The 17,739-nt window shown below is 63.9% G+C and carries 18 protein-coding genes; 2 read left to right on the top strand and 16 right to left on the bottom strand.

The window, feature by feature from the left end; genetic code table 11:
- Positions 1 to 8: 8 nt before the first annotated feature.
- From mltG to KDB76_RS08515, 9 genes are all read right to left on the bottom strand, one after another.
- A complete protein-coding gene (gene mltG / locus KDB76_RS08555; RefSeq protein WP_013971579.1) occupies positions 9 to 1,211 on the bottom strand; it encodes an endolytic transglycosylase MltG in 1,203 nt (400 codons plus the stop codon).
- 4 nt (positions 1,212 to 1,215) lie between these two features.
- On the bottom strand, positions 1,216 to 2,031 hold the full coding sequence (pabC, locus tag KDB76_RS08550) for an aminodeoxychorismate lyase (RefSeq protein ID WP_013971578.1): 816 nt from the start codon (positions 2,029 to 2,031) through the stop codon (positions 1,216 to 1,218).
- Positions 2,031 to 3,275: a beta-ketoacyl-ACP synthase II gene (gene fabF / locus KDB76_RS08545; protein WP_015269411.1), complete on the bottom strand. Its 1,245-nt coding sequence runs from the start codon at positions 3,273 to 3,275 to the stop codon at positions 2,031 to 2,033. The genes pabC and fabF overlap by 1 nt, the downstream gene beginning before the upstream one ends.
- 188 nt (positions 3,276 to 3,463) lie before the next feature.
- Positions 3,464 to 3,700 (bottom strand): acyl carrier protein, encoded by a 237-nt coding sequence (acpP, locus tag KDB76_RS08540; RefSeq protein WP_013971576.1) that lies wholly within the window; start codon positions 3,698 to 3,700, stop codon positions 3,464 to 3,466.
- 203 nt (positions 3,701 to 3,903) lie between these two features.
- The gene (gene fabG / locus KDB76_RS08535) at positions 3,904 to 4,644 is read right to left on the bottom strand and encodes a 3-oxoacyl-ACP reductase FabG (protein WP_003247160.1); all 741 of its coding nucleotides are present in this window, start codon (positions 4,642 to 4,644) and stop codon (positions 3,904 to 3,906) included.
- A 15-nt stretch (positions 4,645 to 4,659) separates the two neighbouring features.
- Positions 4,660 to 5,598, bottom strand: coding sequence for an ACP S-malonyltransferase (gene fabD, locus KDB76_RS08530; protein WP_023661404.1), 939 nt, complete (start codon positions 5,596 to 5,598; stop codon positions 4,660 to 4,662).
- Positions 5,599 to 5,850: 252 nt separating this feature from the next.
- Positions 5,851 to 6,831, bottom strand: coding sequence for a phosphate acyltransferase PlsX (gene plsX / locus KDB76_RS08525; protein ID WP_024086524.1), 981 nt, complete (start codon positions 6,829 to 6,831; stop codon positions 5,851 to 5,853).
- A 33-nt stretch (positions 6,832 to 6,864) separates the two neighbouring features.
- Positions 6,865 to 7,047 (bottom strand): 50S ribosomal protein L32, encoded by a 183-nt coding sequence (gene rpmF / locus KDB76_RS08520; RefSeq protein WP_003247154.1) that lies wholly within the window; start codon positions 7,045 to 7,047, stop codon positions 6,865 to 6,867.
- Between the two features lie 13 nt (positions 7,048 to 7,060).
- Positions 7,061 to 7,588 (bottom strand): YceD family protein, encoded by a 528-nt coding sequence (locus KDB76_RS08515; RefSeq protein ID WP_012313431.1) that lies wholly within the window; start codon positions 7,586 to 7,588, stop codon positions 7,061 to 7,063.
- Between the two features lie 96 nt (positions 7,589 to 7,684).
- Between KDB76_RS08515 and KDB76_RS08510 the strand changes: the two genes are divergently transcribed.
- Positions 7,685 to 8,263 (top strand): nucleoside triphosphate pyrophosphatase, encoded by a 579-nt coding sequence (locus KDB76_RS08510; RefSeq protein ID WP_038409128.1) that lies wholly within the window; start codon positions 7,685 to 7,687, stop codon positions 8,261 to 8,263.
- Positions 8,264 to 8,399: 136 nt separating this feature from the next.
- On the opposite strand, the gene sppA is transcribed toward KDB76_RS08510, so the two are convergent.
- Genes sppA through rluC form a run of 3 tightly spaced genes read right to left on the bottom strand, consistent with a single transcriptional unit; the run spans position 8,400 to position 11,030 of the window.
- A complete protein-coding gene (gene sppA / locus KDB76_RS08505; RefSeq protein WP_013971572.1) occupies positions 8,400 to 9,389 on the bottom strand; it encodes a signal peptide peptidase SppA in 990 nt (329 codons plus the stop codon).
- Between the two features lie 6 nt (positions 9,390 to 9,395).
- On the bottom strand, positions 9,396 to 10,070 hold the full coding sequence (locus KDB76_RS08500; protein WP_013971571.1) for an HAD family hydrolase: 675 nt from the start codon (positions 10,068 to 10,070) through the stop codon (positions 9,396 to 9,398).
- Positions 10,071 to 10,073: 3 nt separating this feature from the next.
- Positions 10,074 to 11,030, bottom strand: coding sequence for a 23S rRNA pseudouridine(955/2504/2580) synthase RluC (gene rluC / locus KDB76_RS08495; protein WP_013971570.1), 957 nt, complete (start codon positions 11,028 to 11,030; stop codon positions 10,074 to 10,076).
- Positions 11,031 to 11,829: 799 nt separating this feature from the next.
- Here rluC and rne point away from each other — a divergent pair.
- A complete protein-coding gene (gene rne / locus KDB76_RS08490) occupies positions 11,830 to 15,102 on the top strand; it encodes a ribonuclease E (protein WP_024086521.1) in 3,273 nt (1,090 codons plus the stop codon).
- 184 nt (positions 15,103 to 15,286) lie between these two features.
- Here the strand turns inward: rne and murB are convergent, their stop codons facing one another.
- The 4 genes from murB to KDB76_RS08470 are packed head-to-tail and all read right to left on the bottom strand — an operon-like array spanning position 15,287 to position 17,713.
- A complete protein-coding gene (gene murB, locus KDB76_RS08485; protein WP_023662429.1) occupies positions 15,287 to 16,306 on the bottom strand; it encodes a UDP-N-acetylmuramate dehydrogenase in 1,020 nt (339 codons plus the stop codon).
- The gene (locus tag KDB76_RS08480; RefSeq protein WP_013971567.1) at positions 16,303 to 16,767 is read right to left on the bottom strand and encodes a low molecular weight protein-tyrosine-phosphatase; all 465 of its coding nucleotides are present in this window, start codon (positions 16,765 to 16,767) and stop codon (positions 16,303 to 16,305) included. Before KDB76_RS08480 ends, murB begins: the two co-directional genes overlap by 4 nt.
- Entirely contained in the window at positions 16,767 to 17,531 is a 765-nt protein-coding gene (gene kdsB, locus KDB76_RS08475; protein ID WP_013971566.1) for a 3-deoxy-manno-octulosonate cytidylyltransferase, read from the bottom strand. The genes KDB76_RS08480 and kdsB overlap by 1 nt, the downstream gene beginning before the upstream one ends.
- Positions 17,528 to 17,713, bottom strand: a complete 186-nt coding sequence (locus KDB76_RS08470; RefSeq protein ID WP_011532874.1) for a Trm112 family protein — start codon at positions 17,711 to 17,713, stop codon at positions 17,528 to 17,530. Before KDB76_RS08470 ends, kdsB begins: the two co-directional genes overlap by 4 nt.
- Positions 17,714 to 17,739 lie beyond the last annotated feature (26 nt).

Genomic DNA, 17,739 nt, shown 5'->3' with positions numbered 1-17,739 from the left:
GGCAGTCCTTAATGTTGTTCGTCAGGCATCGGCCGTTCGGCCGCTTGCGCGCCGCCGGCAGGGGCGTCCTGCACAGGCGGCTGGTCGGGCGCTGGCTGCGCGGTAGACTCGTCGGCAGGGGCTTCGGGTTGTTCGGCCTCGTCGGTACCTGATTGTGGTTGTGGCTCTGGCTGCGATTGCGGCGCGGGGCTGGAGCGGTAGTCCGCACGGCGCTTGAGCTGGAACTCGCGCACCGCCGAGTTGTGGTCGTCGAGGTCGTCGGAAAACACGTGGCTGCCATCGCCACGGGCAACGAAGTACAGGCTGGTGCCATCGGACGGGTTGAGCGCCGCGTGAATCGCTTCGCGACCGACCATGGCGATCGGGGTCGGCGGCAGGCCGGTGATGGTGTAGGTGTTGTAGGGCGTCGGCTCGCGCAGGTCGGCGCGGGTGATCTTGCCGTTGTAGCGCTCACCCATGCCGTAGATCACCGTCGGGTCGGTCTGCAGCATCATGCCCAGGCGCAGGCGCCGCACGAAAACGCCGGCGATCTGCCCGCGCTCCTGGGGAATGCCGGTCTCCTTCTCTACCAGCGAAGCCATGATCAGCGCCTGGTACGGGTCGCGGTATGGCAGGTCGGTGGTGCGCTCGGCCCACTCCTTGGCCAGCACTTCGTCCAGGCGCATGTAGGCCTGCTGCAGCAACTCGACGTCGCTCATGCCGCGCACGAAGCGGTAGGTGTCCGGGAAGAAGCGCCCTTCAGGGAACACACCGGTATGGCCGAGCTTGTCCATCACTTCCGAATCGGACAGCCCGTCCAGGGTGTGCTTGATCTTTTCATGCTTGGCCACGGCCGCGCGCACCTGGCGGAAGGTCCAGCCTTCGACCAGGGTGAGGTTGTACTGCACCACGTCGGCCCGACGCCAGGCATCGAACAGCTGCTCCACGGTCATGCCGGGGGTCAGGCGATACTCACCGGTGTGCAGAGGGGTGCCAGCCATGTTGAAACGCCAGTACAGACGCAACCAGACGGCGTCGTCGAGCAACCCTTCGTTCTGCATGCGATAGAACATGCGGTTGGGGGTGGTGCCATTGGGCACGTCCAGCAGGCGCTCCTGCGTCACGTGCAGAGGCTGCTCCAGGACCGAGTTGACCTTCCAGGCCGACCAGCCCACGGCAAGGCCGGCGAGGATCAAGCCCATTTCCAGCAGCAGCAGGAATTTACGTCTCACGAATTCAGGTTTCCAGTAACGTACGGGCAACGGCCTGCAGTTTACGGGTGAGCGGGCCCGGCGACCAGTTTAGCTCGGCAACGCCTCGCACGGGCCAGACACCGTAGACGCTGTTGCAGACAAATACTTCATCTGCCTGCTCCAGAGCGTCGAACGGCAGATCGCAGACCTGCACCGGGATGCCCTGCAGCACTGCCTGTTCCAGCAACGCGCCCCGCATCACGCCAGCGACGCCACAGCGGCTGAGGTCAGCCGTGAACAGCGCGCCATCGCGCACCAGGAACAGATTGCTGTACACACCTTCGATCACCCTGCCCTGCCCATCACGCATCAGGCCTTCGGCATGTTCGCTGTCCTGCCATTCGGCACGGGCCAGCACCTGCTCCAGGCGGTTGAGGTGTTTGAGGCCGGCCAGCAGCGGTTGTTCCCCAAGCCGGGTCTGGCACGGAAACAGTCGCACGCCCTGCTCGGCATTGTCGACAGGATAGCTGGGCAACGGGCTGCCCTGCAGAATACGCCGCGGCGCGGCACCGGCAACCGGTGCGTAACCGCGCTGGCTGTCACCACGAGTAAGGATGAGTTTGGCTACACCATCACCGAGCTGGCTGGCATAGCGCAGGAGTTCGTCGCGTACCAGCGCCAGGTCGGTACTGATCGCCAGGCGCTGGCAACCCAGCGCCAGGCGTGCGAGGTGGCCGTCCAGCAGGCTGGGCCGGCCGTCGCGCACGGCGATGGTCTCGAATAGCCCATCGCCGTAGGCCAGGCCGCGGTTCTGCAGGTTGACTGCAGCCGCCGGCTGGCCATCGATCCAGCTTTGCATCAACCGGCGAACCGGCGGAATACCAGCGAACCGTTGGTACCGCCAAAGCCGAACGAGTTGGACAGCACCACATCGATCGGCATGCTGCGCGCTTGGTGCGGCACGAAGTCGAGGTCGCAGCCTTCGTCCGGCTCGTCCAGGTTGATGGTGGGCGGAGCCATCTGGCTGTTGATTGCCAGCACGCTGAAGATCGCTTCTACGGCACCGGCGGCGCCCAACAGGTGGCCGGTCATCGACTTGGTCGAGCTGACCGCCAGCTTGTAGGCATGCTCACCGAACACGCGCTTGATCGCCGCCACTTCGGCCACGTCGCCAGCAGGGGTCGAGGTGCCATGGGCGTTGATGTAGCTGACCTCTTCCGGCTGGATGCCGGCATCGCGCAAGGCGTTGGCCATGCAACGGGCAGCACCTTCACCAGTGTCGGGCGGCGAAGTCATGTGGTAAGCGTCACCGCTCATGCCGAACCCGACCAGTTCGGCATAGATGGTCGCGCCGCGGGCCTTGGCATGCTCCAGTTCTTCGAGCACCAGGGCACCAGCACCGTCGGACAGCACGAAGCCGTCACGGCCCTTGTCCCACGGGCGGCTGGCACGGGTCGGCTCGTCGTTGCGAGTGGACAGTGCGCGGGAGGCGCCGAAGCCGCCCATGCCCAGGCCGCAGGCAGCCATTTCGGCACCGCCGGCGATCATCACGTCGGCTTCACCGTAGGCGATGTTGCGCGCAGCCATGCCGATGCAGTGGGTACCAGTGGTGCACGCGGTGGCGATGGCGTAGTTCGGCCCTTGAAGCCCCAGGTGGATCGACAGGAAGCCGGAGATCATGTTGATGATCGAGCCAGGCACGAAGAAAGGCGAAATACGACGCGGCCCCGAGTCGTGCAGGGTGCGGCTGGTTTCTTCGATATTGGTCAGGCCGCCGATACCCGAGCCCATGGCCACGCCAATACGCTGGCGGTTGGCGTCGGTGACTTCCAGGCCGGCATTACGCACTGCCTGGAACCCGGCCGCCAGGCCGTACTGGATGAACAGGTCGAGCTTGCGGGCCTCTTTGGCCGACAGGTATTGCTCGACCTCGAAGCCTTTCACCGAGCCGCCAAAACGGGTGGAGTAGGCAGACAGATCCGTGTGTTCGATCGGACCGATGCCACTGCGGCCAGCCAGAATGCCCTGCCAGGTGCTCGGTACATCAGTACCCAGTGGCGACAGCATACCCATACCGGTGACCACGACGCGTCTACGCGACACAGTACTCTCCTTTTCTAATGACAGAGTTTCTTGCCATTGCATTCAAGCGATGGAATGAAATGGCAACAAGCTCTTGATACCCGGTGAACGAGACCATCCTGCAAAACGCAGGGTGCTCGCAAAGAAAAAACCGCACGCCGGCAAAGGCAGTGCGGTTTTTCCCGACAAGAAGCGTCGACTACAGCGTCTTAGGCCTGGTGGGCTTTGACGTAGTCTACAGCAGCTTGAACGGTAGTGATCTTCTCGGCTTCTTCGTCAGGGATTTCGGTCTCGAATTCCTCTTCCAGAGCCATCACCAGCTCAACGGTGTCAAGCGAATCGGCACCCAGGTCATCGACGAAGGACTTCTCGAGAGTCACTTCCTCTTCCTTGACGCCCAGTTGCTCGGCGACGATTTTCTTGACGCGTTCTTCGATGGTGCTCATACCTAGTTTTCACTCCTAATGGACATATGTCAGGCAGCTGGCCGGTGGCTAATTTTATAGAAAGACGTTCGCTTTTCAAGCTCAACGCACCTTCACACCAGTCACCACACCCGCTGCCTGGAATCTGGTTGCAGCTTTATAACGGATTTTAGGCTCGCAGTATGACTCTTTTTTTACGAAATCCGTCACATTGAGTTGCAGTGTTACATGTACATCCCGCCGTTGACCGGCACGGTAGCGCCGGTTACGTAGGCTGCGCCGTCGGATGCCAGGAACGAAACCACCTTGGCAATTTCGTCGGCCTGGCCCAGGCGGCCCAGCGGGATCTGGGTCTGCAGGGCTTCGCGCTGCGCTTCTGGCAGCTCGCGGGTCATGTCGGTGTCGATGAAGCCCGGGGTCACCGAGTTGACGGTGATGCCACGCGAGCCCACTTCACGCGCCAGGGCGCGGCTGAAGCCTTCCAGGCCGGCCTTGGCGGCCGCGTAGTTGGCTTGGCCGGCGTTGCCCATGGCACCGACGACCGAGCCGATGCTGATGATACGGCCCCAACGTGCCTTGGTCATGCCACGCAGCACACCCTTGGACAGACGGTAGAGGCTGTTCAGGTTGGTATCGATCACGTCGAACCACTCGTCGTCCTTCATGCGCAGCATGAGGTTGTCACGGGTGATACCGGCGTTGTTGACCAGGATGGCCGGTGCGCCGAACTGCTCGCCGATGGCGGCCAGCACAGCTTCAACCGATTCGGCGCTGGTCACGTTCAGTTCCATGCCGGTACCGGTGATGCCGTGTTCTTTCAGGGTGGCAGCAATGCGCTCGGCGCCGGAGGCCGAAGTGGCGGTGCCGATCACGGTCGCGCCCTGGCGGCCCAGCTCGAGGGCGATGGCCTGGCCAATGCCACGGCTGGCGCCGGTGACCAGTGCAACTTTACCTTGCAGGCTCATGCAAGCTTCTCCAAATCAGGCCAGTGCCGCGCGGGTGGCGGCGACGGCGTCAGGGGTATTGAGGTTGTAGGTGGTCACGCCATCGGCGCAACGCTTGTTCAGGCCGGCCAGGACCTTGCCCGGGCCGCACTCGACCAGGTTGACCGCACCGTTAGCGGCCAGGGTCTGCACGCATTCGACCCAGCGCACTGGCTGGTACAGCTGCGCCAGCAGGTCGTGCTTGAGGGCATCGAGGTCAGCGGCAACGGCAGCGGTCACGTTCTGCACCACAGGAATTTGCGGGGCGTGCCACTCAATGGCGTTGACCGACTCGGCAAAGCGCTCGGCAGCCGGCTTCATCAGCGCGCAGTGCGACGGCACGCTGACCGCCAGCGGCAGGGCGCGCTTGGCACCCTTGGCCTTGCACAGCTCGATGGCGCGATCGACGGCGGCCTTGTTGCCGGCGATGACCACCTGGCCTGGCGAGTTGAAGTTGACCGCGCTGACCACCTGGTCTTCGGCCGCTTCGGCGCAGATTTCCACGACCACGGCGTCGTCCAGGCCAAGAATGGCGGCCATGGCGCCATGTCCGGCCGGCACGGCTTCCTGCATCAGCTGGCCCCGGCGCTCAACCAGGCGCACGGCATCTTTCAGGCTCAGGCTGCCGGCGGCAACCAGGGCGCTGTATTCACCCAGACTGTGACCGGAGACGAAGGCCGGCCTGGCACCACCCTCCTCCAGCCACAGGCGCCACAGCGCGATGGAGGCGGTGAGAATGGCCGGCTGGGTCTTGTCGGTCTGGTTGAGTTGCTCTTCCGGGCCTTCCTGGACCAGCTTCCACAGGTCGTAACCGAGTGCCTCGGACGCTTCCTTGAAGGTTTCGATGATCACTGGCTTCTCGGCGCCGAGCTCGGCGAGCATGCCCAGCGACTGGGAACCTTGACCGGGAAAGACGAATGCGAGAGATGCAGACATTGAACAAGCCCTTATGATCTTGTCGTCGGATAGGGTGCGCCGGCTTTGGACCAGGCGCGGAATCTGAAAGCTTGGATGGATACACAGACCAAGCGGTCACATTTAAGCACTTCAGCGGCGATATGCCTAAGGTCTTTATTCCTTCAGCACCGGCCTCTTCGCGGGTAAACCCGCTCCCACATGGGCACCACAGACCTGAAGGTTATGGGGCACCTGTGGGAGCGGGTTTACCCGCGAAGAGGCCGGCACAGGCTACAACAGCAGGTCCTCGAGCCGCCCATGCAAGCGCTGCGGCAGGTTTTCCTGGATCTCGATCAACGCCCGCTGGATGGCACTCTGGAAGCCCTGCACCCCCGCCGAGCCATGGCTCTTGATGACGATGCCCTGCAACCCCAGGAAACTCGCGCCATTGTGCCGCGCCGGTGCCAAATCGGCCTGCAGGCGTTTGAGCAGCGGCATGGCCACAGCCCCGGCCGCCCGCGACAACACACCACCCTTGAACAGCTGCTCGATGCGCGCACCGATCATCGTCGCCAGCCCCTCGCTCGACTTGAGCAGGATGTTGCCGACGAACCCGTCGCACACCACCACATCGGCTTCGCCGCGATATAACCCGTCACCTTCGACGAAGCCTATGTAGTTGAGCCCGCGAGCGTTCTGCAACAGGCTGGCCGCCAGCTTGACCTGCTGGTTGCCCTTGATGTCCTCGGTACCGATGTTAAGCAGCGCCACGCGCGGCCGCTGCACACCCAGGGCCTGGGCGGCCACCGAGCCCATCACGGCGAACTGGTAGAGGTTCTCGGCGCTGCAGTCGACGTTGGCGCCAAGGTCGAGCAACTGGCAGTAACCGGTCTGGGTCGGGATCGCCGCCACCATGGCCGGCCGGTCGATACCCGGCAGTGTCTTGAGCACGAAACGCGAGAGCGCCATCAGCGCCCCGGTATTGCCAGCGCTGACGCAGGCCTGAGCCTTGCCGTCGCGCACCAGTTCGAGGGCGATGCGCATCGACGAGTCCGGCTTGCCGCGCAGCGCCTGGGATGGCCGCTCGTCCATACCGATTACCTCGCTGGCGGCCACGATTTGCAGGCGCGCGCGATCCGCAGCCGCAAGGCCGCTGACAAGATCTTCGAGGAGAGAGGGTTGACCGACGAGGGTCAGGTGCAGCGAGGGGGTAGCCGAAAGGCAGGCAATGCTAGCCTGGACAATGCTGCGGGGACCGAAGTCCCCGCCCATTGCGTCGATCGCGATGATCTGAGCGGACAAGGATTACTCGTCAGCGCCCTTGTCGACCACTTTGCGACCACGGTATACGCCTTCTGGCGAAACGTGGTGACGCAGGTGTACTTCACCGGTGGTTTTCTCTACCGACAGCGCGTTTTCCGACAGGGCGTCGTGCGAACGGCGCATGTCACGGGCAGAGCGGGATTTTTTGTTCTGCTGAACAGCCATAATTGATTAACTCCTAAACGTTTGGGTCACGCTTTAACTGCGCCAAAACACTGAACGGGTTGGACCGCGATACCTCGTCCTTGCTCGATTCGGGCTCGTCTGCGCCCGCCGGCTGCTGGCATTCTTCCGGATGATGAGCAGGCACGATTGGCAAGGCGAGCAGAAGCTCCTCCTCGATCAATGCCTGCAGATCCAAAGGATCTTCGCCCAGTTCCAGCACGTCATAGCCTTTCGGCAACGACTGGGTATTCGCACCCTCCTTCACCACGGCGTATGTACATTCGCTGTGGATCGGCAGGGTGACCAGCTCAAGACAACGCTGGCAAACCATCTTGACCTCGACGTCCAGCTCGCTGTGGATAACCACCACGTGCTGTTCATCTCGTTCAAAATCGAACTTCGCCTGCACCGTACCGACATTGTCGGAAAGCGGGTCGCAGAGTCTTTCCAAATCAGCGAGCTGCAGCGAACCGTTAAGGGTTACGCCACGATCGGCTAATTTGCGCGGGTCAACGTGAGGTGGAATCGGGTCATTCAACATAGGCGCAGCATTCTAGGGATGCCCCCCGCCCCTGTCAAAGGAAATTCGGCGGCATCGTGCGTGATAGAATTTGTTCAACCGATTCAGGAGTCTACCATGCTTCCTCTGTTACTGGCTTCCAGCTCTGCCTACCGCCGCGAACTGCTTGCACGCCTGCGCCTGCCCTTCACCTGGGCAAGCCCCGATATAGACGAGCGACGCCTGGATGACGAACCGGCGGCGGAGCTGGTGCGGCGGCTGGCCAGGCAAAAAGCCGAGGCCCTGGCAGGCAGCCACCCCGGGTACCTGATCATTGGTTCGGACCAGGTTGCGGTGCTGGGCGAGCAGGTACTGGGCAAGCCGCATACCTTCGAGCGGGCCTGCGAGCAGCTGCTGGAGTGCAGCGGGCAGCAGGTGAGCTTCCTGACCGGGCTGGCGTTGCTGAACAGCGCCACCGGGCACTGCCAGGTGGACTGCGTGTCGTTTACCGTGACCCTGCGCGAACTGGACCGGCAGCGGGTGGAGCGCTATGTGGCGGCGGAGCAGCCGCTGGACTGCGCCGGCAGCTTCAAGGCCGAGGGGTTGGGAGTGAGCCTGTTCCAGAGCACGCACGGGTGCGATGCGACCAGCCTGATCGGGCTGCCGCTGATTAGATTGGTGGATATGTTGACCAGAGAAGGGGTGGTGATTCCCTGAGATTTTGGGGCCGCGCTGCGGCCCTTCGCGGGCACGCCCGCTCCCACAGGCGTGTCGCAACCTGCGGGCCTTGCACGATCCCTGTGGGAGCGGGCATGCCCGCGAAGGGGCGCAAAGCGCCCCCGGCAATCCCGGATCAGCGCAACTGCGGCCCCTGGAAGCCCATCCACATCGCCAAGCGCTCAGCCACGCTGGCGCCAACGCGCTTGGAGAAGCGATCGAGCGCCGACTCCTGCACGGTGAAGTCCACCAACTCCTTCTCGCCCACGATCTCGCGCGCCACATAGCTGGCACTGCCCAGCCCATCCACCAGGCCCAGCTCCTTGGCCTGCTCGCCCGACCAGACCAGGCCACTGAAGAGCTCCGGATGCTCCTTGTCCTTCAGGCGCTCACCCCGCCCCTGCTTGACCATGGCAATGAACTGCTGGTGCGTGGTATTCAGTACGCCCTGCCAGAACTCGGTCTCTTCCGGCTTCTGCGGCGAGAACGGATCGAGGAAGGCCTTGTGCTCGCCTGCAGTGTAGGTACGCCGCTCCACACCCAGCTTCTCCATGGTGCCGACAAAGCCATAACCGGCCGCCGTCACACCAATCGAGCCCACCAGGCTGGCCTTGTCGGCATAGATCTCGTCCGCCGCACTGGCGATGTAGTAGGCACCGGAAGCGCCAAGGTCGGCGATGACCGCATACAGCTTGATGGCCGGGTATTCGGCCCGCAGACGGCGGATTTCGTCATACACGTAACCCGACTGCACCGGGCTGCCTCCCGGGCTGTTGATGCGCATCACCACAGCCTTGGTCTTGCTGTCCTTGAACGCCTCGCGCAGGCTCTTGACGATATTGTCGGCGCTGGCTGGCTCCTGGTCGGCAATCACCCCGCGCACCTCGACCAGCGCGGTATGGCTGGCACTGCGCGACGCTGCCTTGTCCATGTCCATCAACGGCGTGAACAGGATCAGGATGCCGAACAGGTAGACGAAGGTCAGCAACTTGAAGAAGATCCCCCAGCGTCGCGCCCGGCGCTGCTCCTGAACGCCTGCCAGCAGGGTCTTTTCCAGCAGTTTCCAGCTCTTGCGCTCTTCGCGCTCCTCGGGTTCGGCCTCGGGGGCTTTCCATTCGTCTGCCATGCTTACCTACCTTGGAAATGGAATTGCGGAACCACCCAGCCACTCACGCAACTGGGAAAAATGATCGATGCACACCTGCGGACCAAACTCGGCCAGTGCCTGCAGCGACATGGCACCATAGCCCACGGCCACCGAATGCATGCCGGCATTGCTGGCCATCTGCAGATCGAATGCCGAATCGCCAACCATCAGCGCACGCCCTGCTTCGACACCGCAATGCCCGAGAATTTCCTCGAGCATCAGCGGGTGCGGCTTGCCGCGAGTTTCGTCGGCGGCGCGAGTGATGTCGAAGAACTGCTCCCAGCCATTGGCCTTGAGCACCCGGTCCAGCCCGCGACGCGCCTTGCCGGTGGCCACCGCCAGGCGGTAACCCTCGGCACGGAAGGCATCCAGCGACTCGACCACACCCTCGAACAGCGGCGAGGGCTGCTGGTCCAGGGCCATGTAGATATCGGCATAGTGCTGACGAAACTTTTCGACCTGAGCAGGCGCCAGGTGCGGGTACAGGGTGTGGATCGCCTCGCCCAGGGCCAGGCCGATGATGCCCTTGACCGCATCCTCGCTGCTTTGCGCCTCACCGGCACGCTCGGCGGCGGCGTTCATGGCCTCGACGATACGCCCGATCGAGTCGGCCAGGGTGCCGTCCCAGTCGAAGATCAGTAGCTCATAGCCTTTTTTCATAGATCAGGACGCACTCAGACGCTCAACGGTTTTCGCCCAGACTTCATCCACCGGCGCCTCGAGCTTCAGCTCGCCACCGTCCGGCAGCGGCACGGTCAGTGCGTAGGCATGCAGGAACAGGCGCTTGCCGCCCAAGTCGCGAATTTCACGACTGAAGTCTTCGTCACCGTACTTGCTGTCGCCAGCGATCATATGCCCGGCATGCAGGGTGTGCACACGGATCTGGTGGGTACGGCCAGTGATCGGGCGCGCCTCGACAATGGTGGCGAACTCGCCGAAGCGGCGCAGCACACGGAACAGGGTCAGTGCCTCCTTGCCCTCGTCGTTCACCTCGACCATGCGCTCGCCGGAGCGCAGGTTGCTCTTGAGCAACGGCGCGCTGACCTGCTTCTTCGAGGTCGGCCAGTGGCCGCGCACCAGCGCCATGTAACGCTTGTCGACACCGTCGCCGCGCAGCGCGGCGTGCAGGTGGCGCAGCATGCTGCGCTTCTTGGCGATCATCAGCAGGCCGGAGGTATCGCGGTCCAGGCGGTGCACCAGCTCCAGCTCCTTGGCGTCCGGGCGCAACTGGCGCAGCGCCTCGATCACGCCGAAGCTCAGGCCGCTGCCGCCATGCACGGCGATGCCGGCCGGCTTGTTCATCACGATCAGCGCCTTGTCTTCGTAGACGATGGCCGCTTCCAGGCGCTGCAACAGGCCCTGGGCTACCGGCGCCGGCTCGTCACGTTCCGGCAGGCGGACGGGCGGTACCCGCACGATGTCGCCGGCCTGGATCTTGTACTCCGGCTTGACGCGGCCCTTGTTGACCCGTACTTCACCCTTGCGCAGGATGCGGTAAACCAGGGTCTTGGGCACGCCCTTGAGGGCCGTGATGAGGAAATTGTCGATGCGTTGGCCGGCAAGCTCCGGCGCGACTTCGATCAGCTGAACGCCGGAAGTCGGAGGGGTATTGGTCGTCATGGCGGGATCATAACAATTTTTTATGGAATTGAAGCACTTAATCATTGCTGCTATAGTCGCGAACGCCGCCAAAAGCGGCAGGCCAGCGGCACCAGGCTCCTAGCCGGTCCCTGACCAACGCAATTCTCCAGGACGCGAGGCCGTCCTACGGGGTTTTCGCCAGTTTACCGAATTGCCTGGAATCGCCACCAGCGCTGTGTAGAGAAGACCGAAAAAAAACGACAAGTGCGGTGTTTCACCTGCTTACCCGATTCTTTTCGCTGCACCTCTGCCCGCCCCGTCGCTTCCACGCAACGCCCGGCGAATGCTTCGGAAATACCTGCCTTGGACATGAATGGCGCCAGCGCAGTACCTGCGCTGGCGAAAAATGCAACCCGTTGCGGATTCAGCGCGCGGCAGCACCCGAATTATCAGGGATACGTGCAGGGTGGAGATGCACAGCCCTCGGACCGTGTAGCACCGCGTCCGGCCCACCAGCCCACTGAACGGCTGGCGAGCGGATAAGGTCCTGAACAGATGCCCCCGGGCGTCCACGGCTGACGGTTGATTCCTCCTCCTGACTGAGTGCACAAGGCCCGCTTGGTTGATTCGGATTCCAATTCGAAGCCACCGGGGCCTTGTTGGCACCGCAGCAAACAGGACGCGTCGTCGCGACAACGGCAGGCTGGGCAACCGGCTGGTGCCGAACGTTGCTCGACACGGGGGTGGCCCGGCCACCCTTTGCGCACCTTGGCACCGACCATGAGACGTCGTGTGTGCCGAACGCCGTTTCCGGCAGCCCGGAAACCGACGGTACAACATGAAAAGAATGCTGATTAACGCGACTCAACCCGAAGAGTTGCGTGTAGCCCTGGTGGACGGCCAACGTCTCTACGACCTGGACATCGAGTCCGGCGCGCGCGAGCAGAAAAAGGCCAACATCTACAAAGGCAAGATCACCCGCATCGAACCCAGCCTCGAAGCCGCCTTCGTCGACTTCGGCTCCGAACGTCACGGCTTCCTGCCGCTGAAAGAAATCTCCCGCGAATACTTCAAGAAAGCCCCCGAAGGGCGGGTCAACATCAAGGAAGTACTGAGCGAAGGCCAGGAAGTCATCGTCCAGGTCGAGAAGGAAGAGCGTGGCAACAAAGGCGCCGCCCTCACCACCTTCATCAGCCTGGCCGGCCGCTACCTGGTGCTGATGCCGAACAACCCGCGCGCCGGTGGCATCTCCCGCCGCATCGAAGGCGAAGAGCGCAACGAACTGCGTGAAGCCCTGAACGGCCTGACCGTGCCGGGCGACATGGGCCTGATCGTGCGTACTGCCGGCCTTGGCCGCAGCAGCGAAGAAATGCAGTGGGACCTCGACTACCTGCTGCAACTGTGGACCGCCATCAAGGAAGCGTCCCAGGACCGCGCCGCGCCATTCCTGATCTACCAGGAAAGCAACGTCATCATTCGCGCCATCCGCGACTACCTGCGCCAGGACATCGGCGAAGTGCTGATCGACAGCATCGATGCCCAGGAAGAAGCCCTGACCTTCATCCGCCAGGTCATGCCGCAGTACGCCAGCAAGGTCAAGCTGTACGAAGACAGCGTGCCGCTGTTCAACCGCTTCCAGATCGAAAGCCAGATCGAGACCGCCTTCCAGCGCGTGGTCGACCTGCCGTCCGGCGGTTCGATCGTGATCGACCCGACCGAAGCCCTGGTGTCGATCGACATCAACTCGGCGCGTGCCACCAAAGGCAGCGACATCGAAGAAACCGCCCTGCAGACCAACCTGGAAGCGGCCGAGGAAATCGCCCGCCAGCTGCGCCTGCGTGACATCGGTGGCCTGATCGTCATCGACTTCATCGACATGACCCCGGCGAAAAACCAGCGCGCCGTCGAAGAACGTGTTCGCGAGTGCCTGGAAGCCGACCGCGCCCGCGTCCAGGTCGGCCGCATCTCGCGCTTCGGCCTGCTGGAAATGTCCCGTCAGCGCCTGCGCCCTTCGCTGGGCGAAAGCAGCGGCATCGTCTGCCCACGCTGCTCCGGCACCGGCATCATCCGTGACGTCGAATCGCTGTCGCTGGCCATCCTGCGCCTGATCGAAGAAGAAGCCCTGAAGGACCGCACCGCCGAAGTTCGCGCCCAGGTGCCGATCCCGGTGGCTGCCTTCCTGCTCAACGAGAAGCGCAACTCGATCACCAAGATCGAACTGCGCACCCGTGCGCGCATCATCATCCTGCCGAACGATCACCTGGAAACTCCTCACTTCGAAGTACAGCGCCTGCGCGACGACAATCCGGAAGTGCTGAGCAACCAGTCCAGCTACGAGATCGCCGCCGCCGAAGCCGAAGAAGCGCCGCAGCCGACCGCCACCCGCACCCTGGTTCGCCAGGAAGCCGCAGTCAAGACCGCCCCGGCCCGCGCCAACGCGCCGGTACCGGCCACTGTCGAAGAACCGCAGCCTGCCGCACCGGTCGCCCCTGCCCCGGTCGCTCCGGAGCCAAGCCTGTTCAAGGGCCTGGTGAAGTCGCTGGTAAGCCTGTTCGCCGGCAAGGAAGAGCCTGCCGCAGCGCCGGTTGTCACTGCCGCCGAGAAGCCGGCCGCCGAGCGCAGCCCACGCAACGAAGAACGCCGCAACGGCCGCCAGCAAAGCCGCAACCGCAACGGCCGTCGCGACGAAGAACGCAAGCCGCGTGAAGAACGTGCCGAGCGCGCACCTCGTGAAGAACGTGCCCCGCGCGAAGAACGCGCACCACGTGAAGAACGCGCCCCACGCGAAGAGCGTGCACCACGTGAAGAACGCGCCCCACGCGAAGAGCGTGCACCGCGTGAAGAACGTGCTCCACGCGAAGAGCGTGCTCCACGCCAGCCACGCGAAGACCGCCGCGGCAACCGTGGCGAAGAGCGCGTGCGCGAACTGCGCGAGCCACTGGACGCCACCCCTGCCGAGCGTGAAGAACGTCAGCAGCGCGAGGAACGTGTAGCCCGTGAAGAACGTACCCCGCGTGAAGAGCGTGCACCTCGCGAGGAACGCGCACCACGTGAAGAGCGCGCACCTCGTGAAGAACGTGCTCCACGTGAAGAACGCGCACCTCGCGAAGAACGTGCTCCTCGTGAAGAGCGCGCACCTCGTGAAGAACGTGCTCCACGCGAAGAACGCGCCCCTCGCCCACCACGCGAAGAACGTCAGCCACGCGTAGCCGAAGAAGCCGCCGAGCAGGCTGCCGAGCTGGCCGAAGAGCAACTGCCGAACGAAGAGCTGCTGCAGGACGAACAGGAAGGCACCGATGGCGAGCGCCCGCGCCGCCGTTCCCGTGGCCAGCGTCGTCGCAGCAACCGTCGTGAGCGTCAGCGCAACGCCAACGGCGAGCTGATCGATGGCAGCGAGGAAGAAGGCAGCGAAGAGCAGCCACAACAGCACCAGGCCACCGAGCTGGGTGCCGAACTGGCCGCCGGCCTGGCCGTGACTGCCGCTGTCGCCAGCAGCAACATCAGTGCCGACGCCGAAGCCCAGGCCAACCAGCAGGCCGAGCTTGCCACCGCCGAAGTCGCCCAGCAGGTCGAGCAGGCTGAGAAGTTCGAGCAGATCGAAGCTGCCGCCAAGGCTGAAGAAGTGGCCGAGGCCCCAGTGGTCGAGCAGCCGGTCAGCGAGCCTGTAGCCGTGGTCGAGGCAACTGCCGAGCCAGTGGTCGAAATCGCTCCGCAACCAGTGGTCGACGAAGCACCTGCTGCCGAACCGGTAGTGGTTGCCGAAGCACCGGTAGAAGCGCCTGCCGTCGAGGCCGGTGAAATCGAGCAGGCCCCGGCCGTGATCGAAGCCGCTCCGGTTGCCGAGCAACCTGCCCCGGTTGTCGAAGCCCAGCCAGAAGTGGTGGCCGAGCCTGCCCCAGTGGCGGTCGAGCCTGCACCGGTCGAAGCCCCTGCGGCGGTGGAACCTGCCACTGTCATGCTGGCCAACGGCCGTGCGCCGAACGACCCGCGTGAAGTGCGTCGCCGCAAGCGTGAGGCCGAGGCTGCCGCCAAGGCCGCACAGGAAGCTGCCGCAGCCACCGAGGAGCCAGCCCTGGAAGCCAGCGATGAGCAAAAGCCTCATCACGGTTGATAGCCAAGGCTGAATGAAAAAGCCCCGCCAGTTCGCACTGGCGGGGCTTTTTCTTGGCTGGGCGTTTTTCCTGTACCGGCCTCTTCGCGGGTAAACCCGCTCCTACAGTGCCCACCACCCTCAGGCCCTATGAAGTCCCTGTGGGAGCGGCTTCAGCCGCGAAAGGGCCAGCCCAGGCACTGAATCAGTAGAGGTTAGGCTCCATCTCCAGCTCGACCCCGAACCGCTCGAGGATATCGGCCTGGATCCGCCGCGCCAGTGCATGCATCTGCGCCCCGCTCGCCTGGCCGTAGTTGACCAGCACCAACGACTGCAAACGATGCACCCCCGCATCCCCCTCGCGGTGGCCCTTCCAGCCAGCCTGCTCGATCAACCAGCCTGCCGCCAGCTTCACCTGGCCATCGGCCTGCGGATACGCCACCACTCCCGGGTACTGCGCACGGATACGCTCGACCAGCTCCGCCGAGACCACCGGGTTCTTGAAGAAGCTCCCGGCATTACCCAGCTCTGCCGGGTCTGGGAGCTTCTCGCGACGAATGCTGCAGATCGCCTCGCTGATCGCCTGCGCGGTCGGCTCGGTCACGCCCTGTTCCGCCAGGCGCTGGCGCACCGGGCCGTAGTCCAGGTGAGCCTGTAGCGTACGGCTCAAGGCAAAGCGCACACGCAGGATCAACCAACGCCCAGGGTTGCGCTTGAACAGGCTGTCGCGATACCCGAAGGCACATTCAGCCAGGCCGAAGTCACGCAACTCGCCGGTCTCGCGGTCCAGGGCGGTCAAGCCGACAAATACGTCCTTGATCTCCACGCCATAGGCGCCCACGTTCTGCATCGGCGCGGCGCCCACGGTGCCAGGGATCAGGCTGAGGTTCTCCAGCCCGCAATAGCCCTGCGCCAGTGTCCACTGCACGAACGGGTGCCACGGCTCACCGGCCTCGGCCTCGACCACGATACGTTCGCCATCGTCGCTGAGCACGCGCCGACCACGGCTGGCCATATGCAGCACCAGCGCATCGATATCGCGGGTCAGCAGCAGGTTGCTGCCACCGCCAATCACCAGCACCGGCACGCCGCCTTGCCGCGCCTGGGCCAGCGCCAGGCGCACCTCCTGGTCATCATGTGCCTGGGTGAAATACCGCGCCTTCACGTCGATGCCAAAGGTGTTGTACGGCTTGAGCGATACCTGCTCCTGCCACTGCACTGTCATAGCCGCCCCTTGATTTCCAGGACCAGTGCCTGGCACGCCGCTTCAACCAAGTCGAGCACCTGCTCGAAGCCGTCGGCGCCACCGTAGTACGGGTCCGGCACTTCATCCAGCGCTGCGCCATAACGGCGCAGGAACAGGTCGAGCTCGCCCACTGCCGTGTGCGGGCGCATCGCACGCAAATGGCCGAGGTTGCTTTCGTCCATGGCCAGGATCAGGTCATATTCGGCAAAGTGCGCCGCCTTGACCTGCTGGGCGCGTTGCTGCGAGAGGTCATAGCCACGCGCCAGCGCTGCCTTGCAGGTGCGGCTGTCAGGCGCATTGCCGACGTGCCAGTCGCCGGTGCCGGCCGAGGCCACATGCACCCGGTCGGCAAGCCCGGCAGCCCGCAATTGATGGCGCAGCACGCCTTCGGCGGTGGGCGAGCGACAGATATTGCCGAGGCAGACGAACAGGACGCGCATCAGGCCTCCAGCAAGCGCCGTACGCGCTCCAGGTCTTCAGGGGTATCCACGCCCACGGCAGGCGCCTCGATGGCGTCTTCGACGTGGATGCGCACGCCATGCCACAAGGCACGCAGCTGCTCCAGCGCTTCGGTCTGCTCGAGCCAGCATGGGCCCCAACTGACGAAGTCCTGCAGGAAGCCGACGCGGTAGGCGTACATGCCGATGTGGCGGCGATATGGCACGCCTTCTGGCAACAGGTTGCGGTCCTTGGCAAAAGCATCGCGGGCCCAGGGCAGCGGCGCACGGCTGAAGGCCAGGGCGAGGCCGTTCTTGTCGCTGACCACCTTGACCGCATTGGGGTTGAACACGGTTTCCGGCTCATGGATCGGTTCGGCCAGGGTGGAGATGCCGGCTTCCGGATGCGCCGCCAGGTTGGCTGCCACCTGGTCGATGATCACCGGCGGGATCAGCGGCTCGTCGCCCTGTACGTTGACCACGATGGCATCGGCCGGCAGCCCCAGGTGTGCGACCACTTCGGCCAGGCGATCGGTGCCGGACTCATGGTCAGCACGGGTCATCAGCACTTCAGCTCCGAAGGCCTGACAGGCCTCCAGAATGCTGGCGTCATCGGTGGCGATGACTACGCGGCCCGCGCCGCTCTTGCGGGCCTGTTCCCACACGTGCTGCACCATCGGCTTGCCAGCGATCAGCAGCAATGGCTTGCCCGGCAGTCGTGTGGAGCGCAGACGGGCGGGGATCACCACGGTGAAATCCAGGCTCATTTGTCCAGACGCTCTTCATCAGTCAGGGTGCGCGCCTCGCTTTCCAGCATGACCGGGATGCCGTCGCGGATCGGGTAGGCCAGGCCGGCGCCCTTGCTGATCAGCTCGGTCTTGTCAGCACTGAGCTTGAGCGGGCCTTTGGTGATCGGGCAGGCCAGGATATCGAGCAGTTTGGTGTCCATTTGAGGCTTCCTTTAGGCCAGGTGGC

The sequence above is a fragment of the Pseudomonas sp. JS425 genome (assembly GCF_018223845.1).
GTDB lineage: Bacteria > Pseudomonadota > Gammaproteobacteria > Pseudomonadales > Pseudomonadaceae > Aquipseudomonas > Aquipseudomonas asiatica.
Note: the sequence above shows the minus strand (reverse complement) of the source record. Positions and strands in the feature narration are given on the sequence as shown.

Bases quoted from the DNA above. Each gene is read 5' to 3' on its own strand.
- KDB76_RS08510 (WP_038409128.1), top strand. From the start codon at position 7,685: ATGCTTCCTCTGTTACTGGCTTCCAGCTCTGCCTACCGCCGCGAACTG.
- fabG (WP_003247160.1), bottom strand. From the start codon at position 4,644: ATGAGCCTGCAAGGTAAAGTTGCACTGGTCACCGGCGCCAGCCGTGGC.
- KDB76_RS08515 (WP_012313431.1), bottom strand. From the start codon at position 7,588: ATGTTGAATGACCCGATTCCACCTCACGTTGACCCGCGCAAATTAGCC.
- kdsB (WP_013971566.1), bottom strand. From the start codon at position 17,531: ATGAGCCTGGATTTCACCGTGGTGATCCCCGCCCGTCTGCGCTCCACA.
- rpmF (WP_003247154.1), bottom strand. From the start codon at position 7,047: ATGGCTGTTCAGCAGAACAAAAAATCCCGCTCTGCCCGTGACATGCGC.
- acpP (WP_013971576.1), bottom strand. From the start codon at position 3,700: ATGAGCACCATCGAAGAACGCGTCAAGAAAATCGTCGCCGAGCAACTG.
- KDB76_RS08500 (WP_013971571.1), bottom strand. From the start codon at position 10,070: ATGAAAAAAGGCTATGAGCTACTGATCTTCGACTGGGACGGCACCCTG.
- rne (WP_024086521.1), top strand. From the start codon at position 11,830: ATGAAAAGAATGCTGATTAACGCGACTCAACCCGAAGAGTTGCGTGTA.
- pabC (WP_013971578.1), bottom strand. From the start codon at position 2,031: ATGCAAAGCTGGATCGATGGCCAGCCGGCGGCTGCAGTCAACCTGCAG.
- sppA (WP_013971572.1), bottom strand. From the start codon at position 9,389: ATGGCAGACGAATGGAAAGCCCCCGAGGCCGAACCCGAGGAGCGCGAA.
- KDB76_RS08470 (WP_011532874.1), bottom strand. From the start codon at position 17,713: ATGGACACCAAACTGCTCGATATCCTGGCCTGCCCGATCACCAAAGGC.
- plsX (WP_024086524.1), bottom strand. From the start codon at position 6,831: ATGGGCGGGGACTTCGGTCCCCGCAGCATTGTCCAGGCTAGCATTGCC.
- fabD (WP_023661404.1), bottom strand. From the start codon at position 5,598: ATGTCTGCATCTCTCGCATTCGTCTTTCCCGGTCAAGGTTCCCAGTCG.
- murB (WP_023662429.1), bottom strand. From the start codon at position 16,306: ATGACAGTGCAGTGGCAGGAGCAGGTATCGCTCAAGCCGTACAACACC.
- KDB76_RS08480 (WP_013971567.1), bottom strand. From the start codon at position 16,767: ATGCGCGTCCTGTTCGTCTGCCTCGGCAATATCTGTCGCTCGCCCACC.
- rluC (WP_013971570.1), bottom strand. From the start codon at position 11,030: ATGACGACCAATACCCCTCCGACTTCCGGCGTTCAGCTGATCGAAGTC.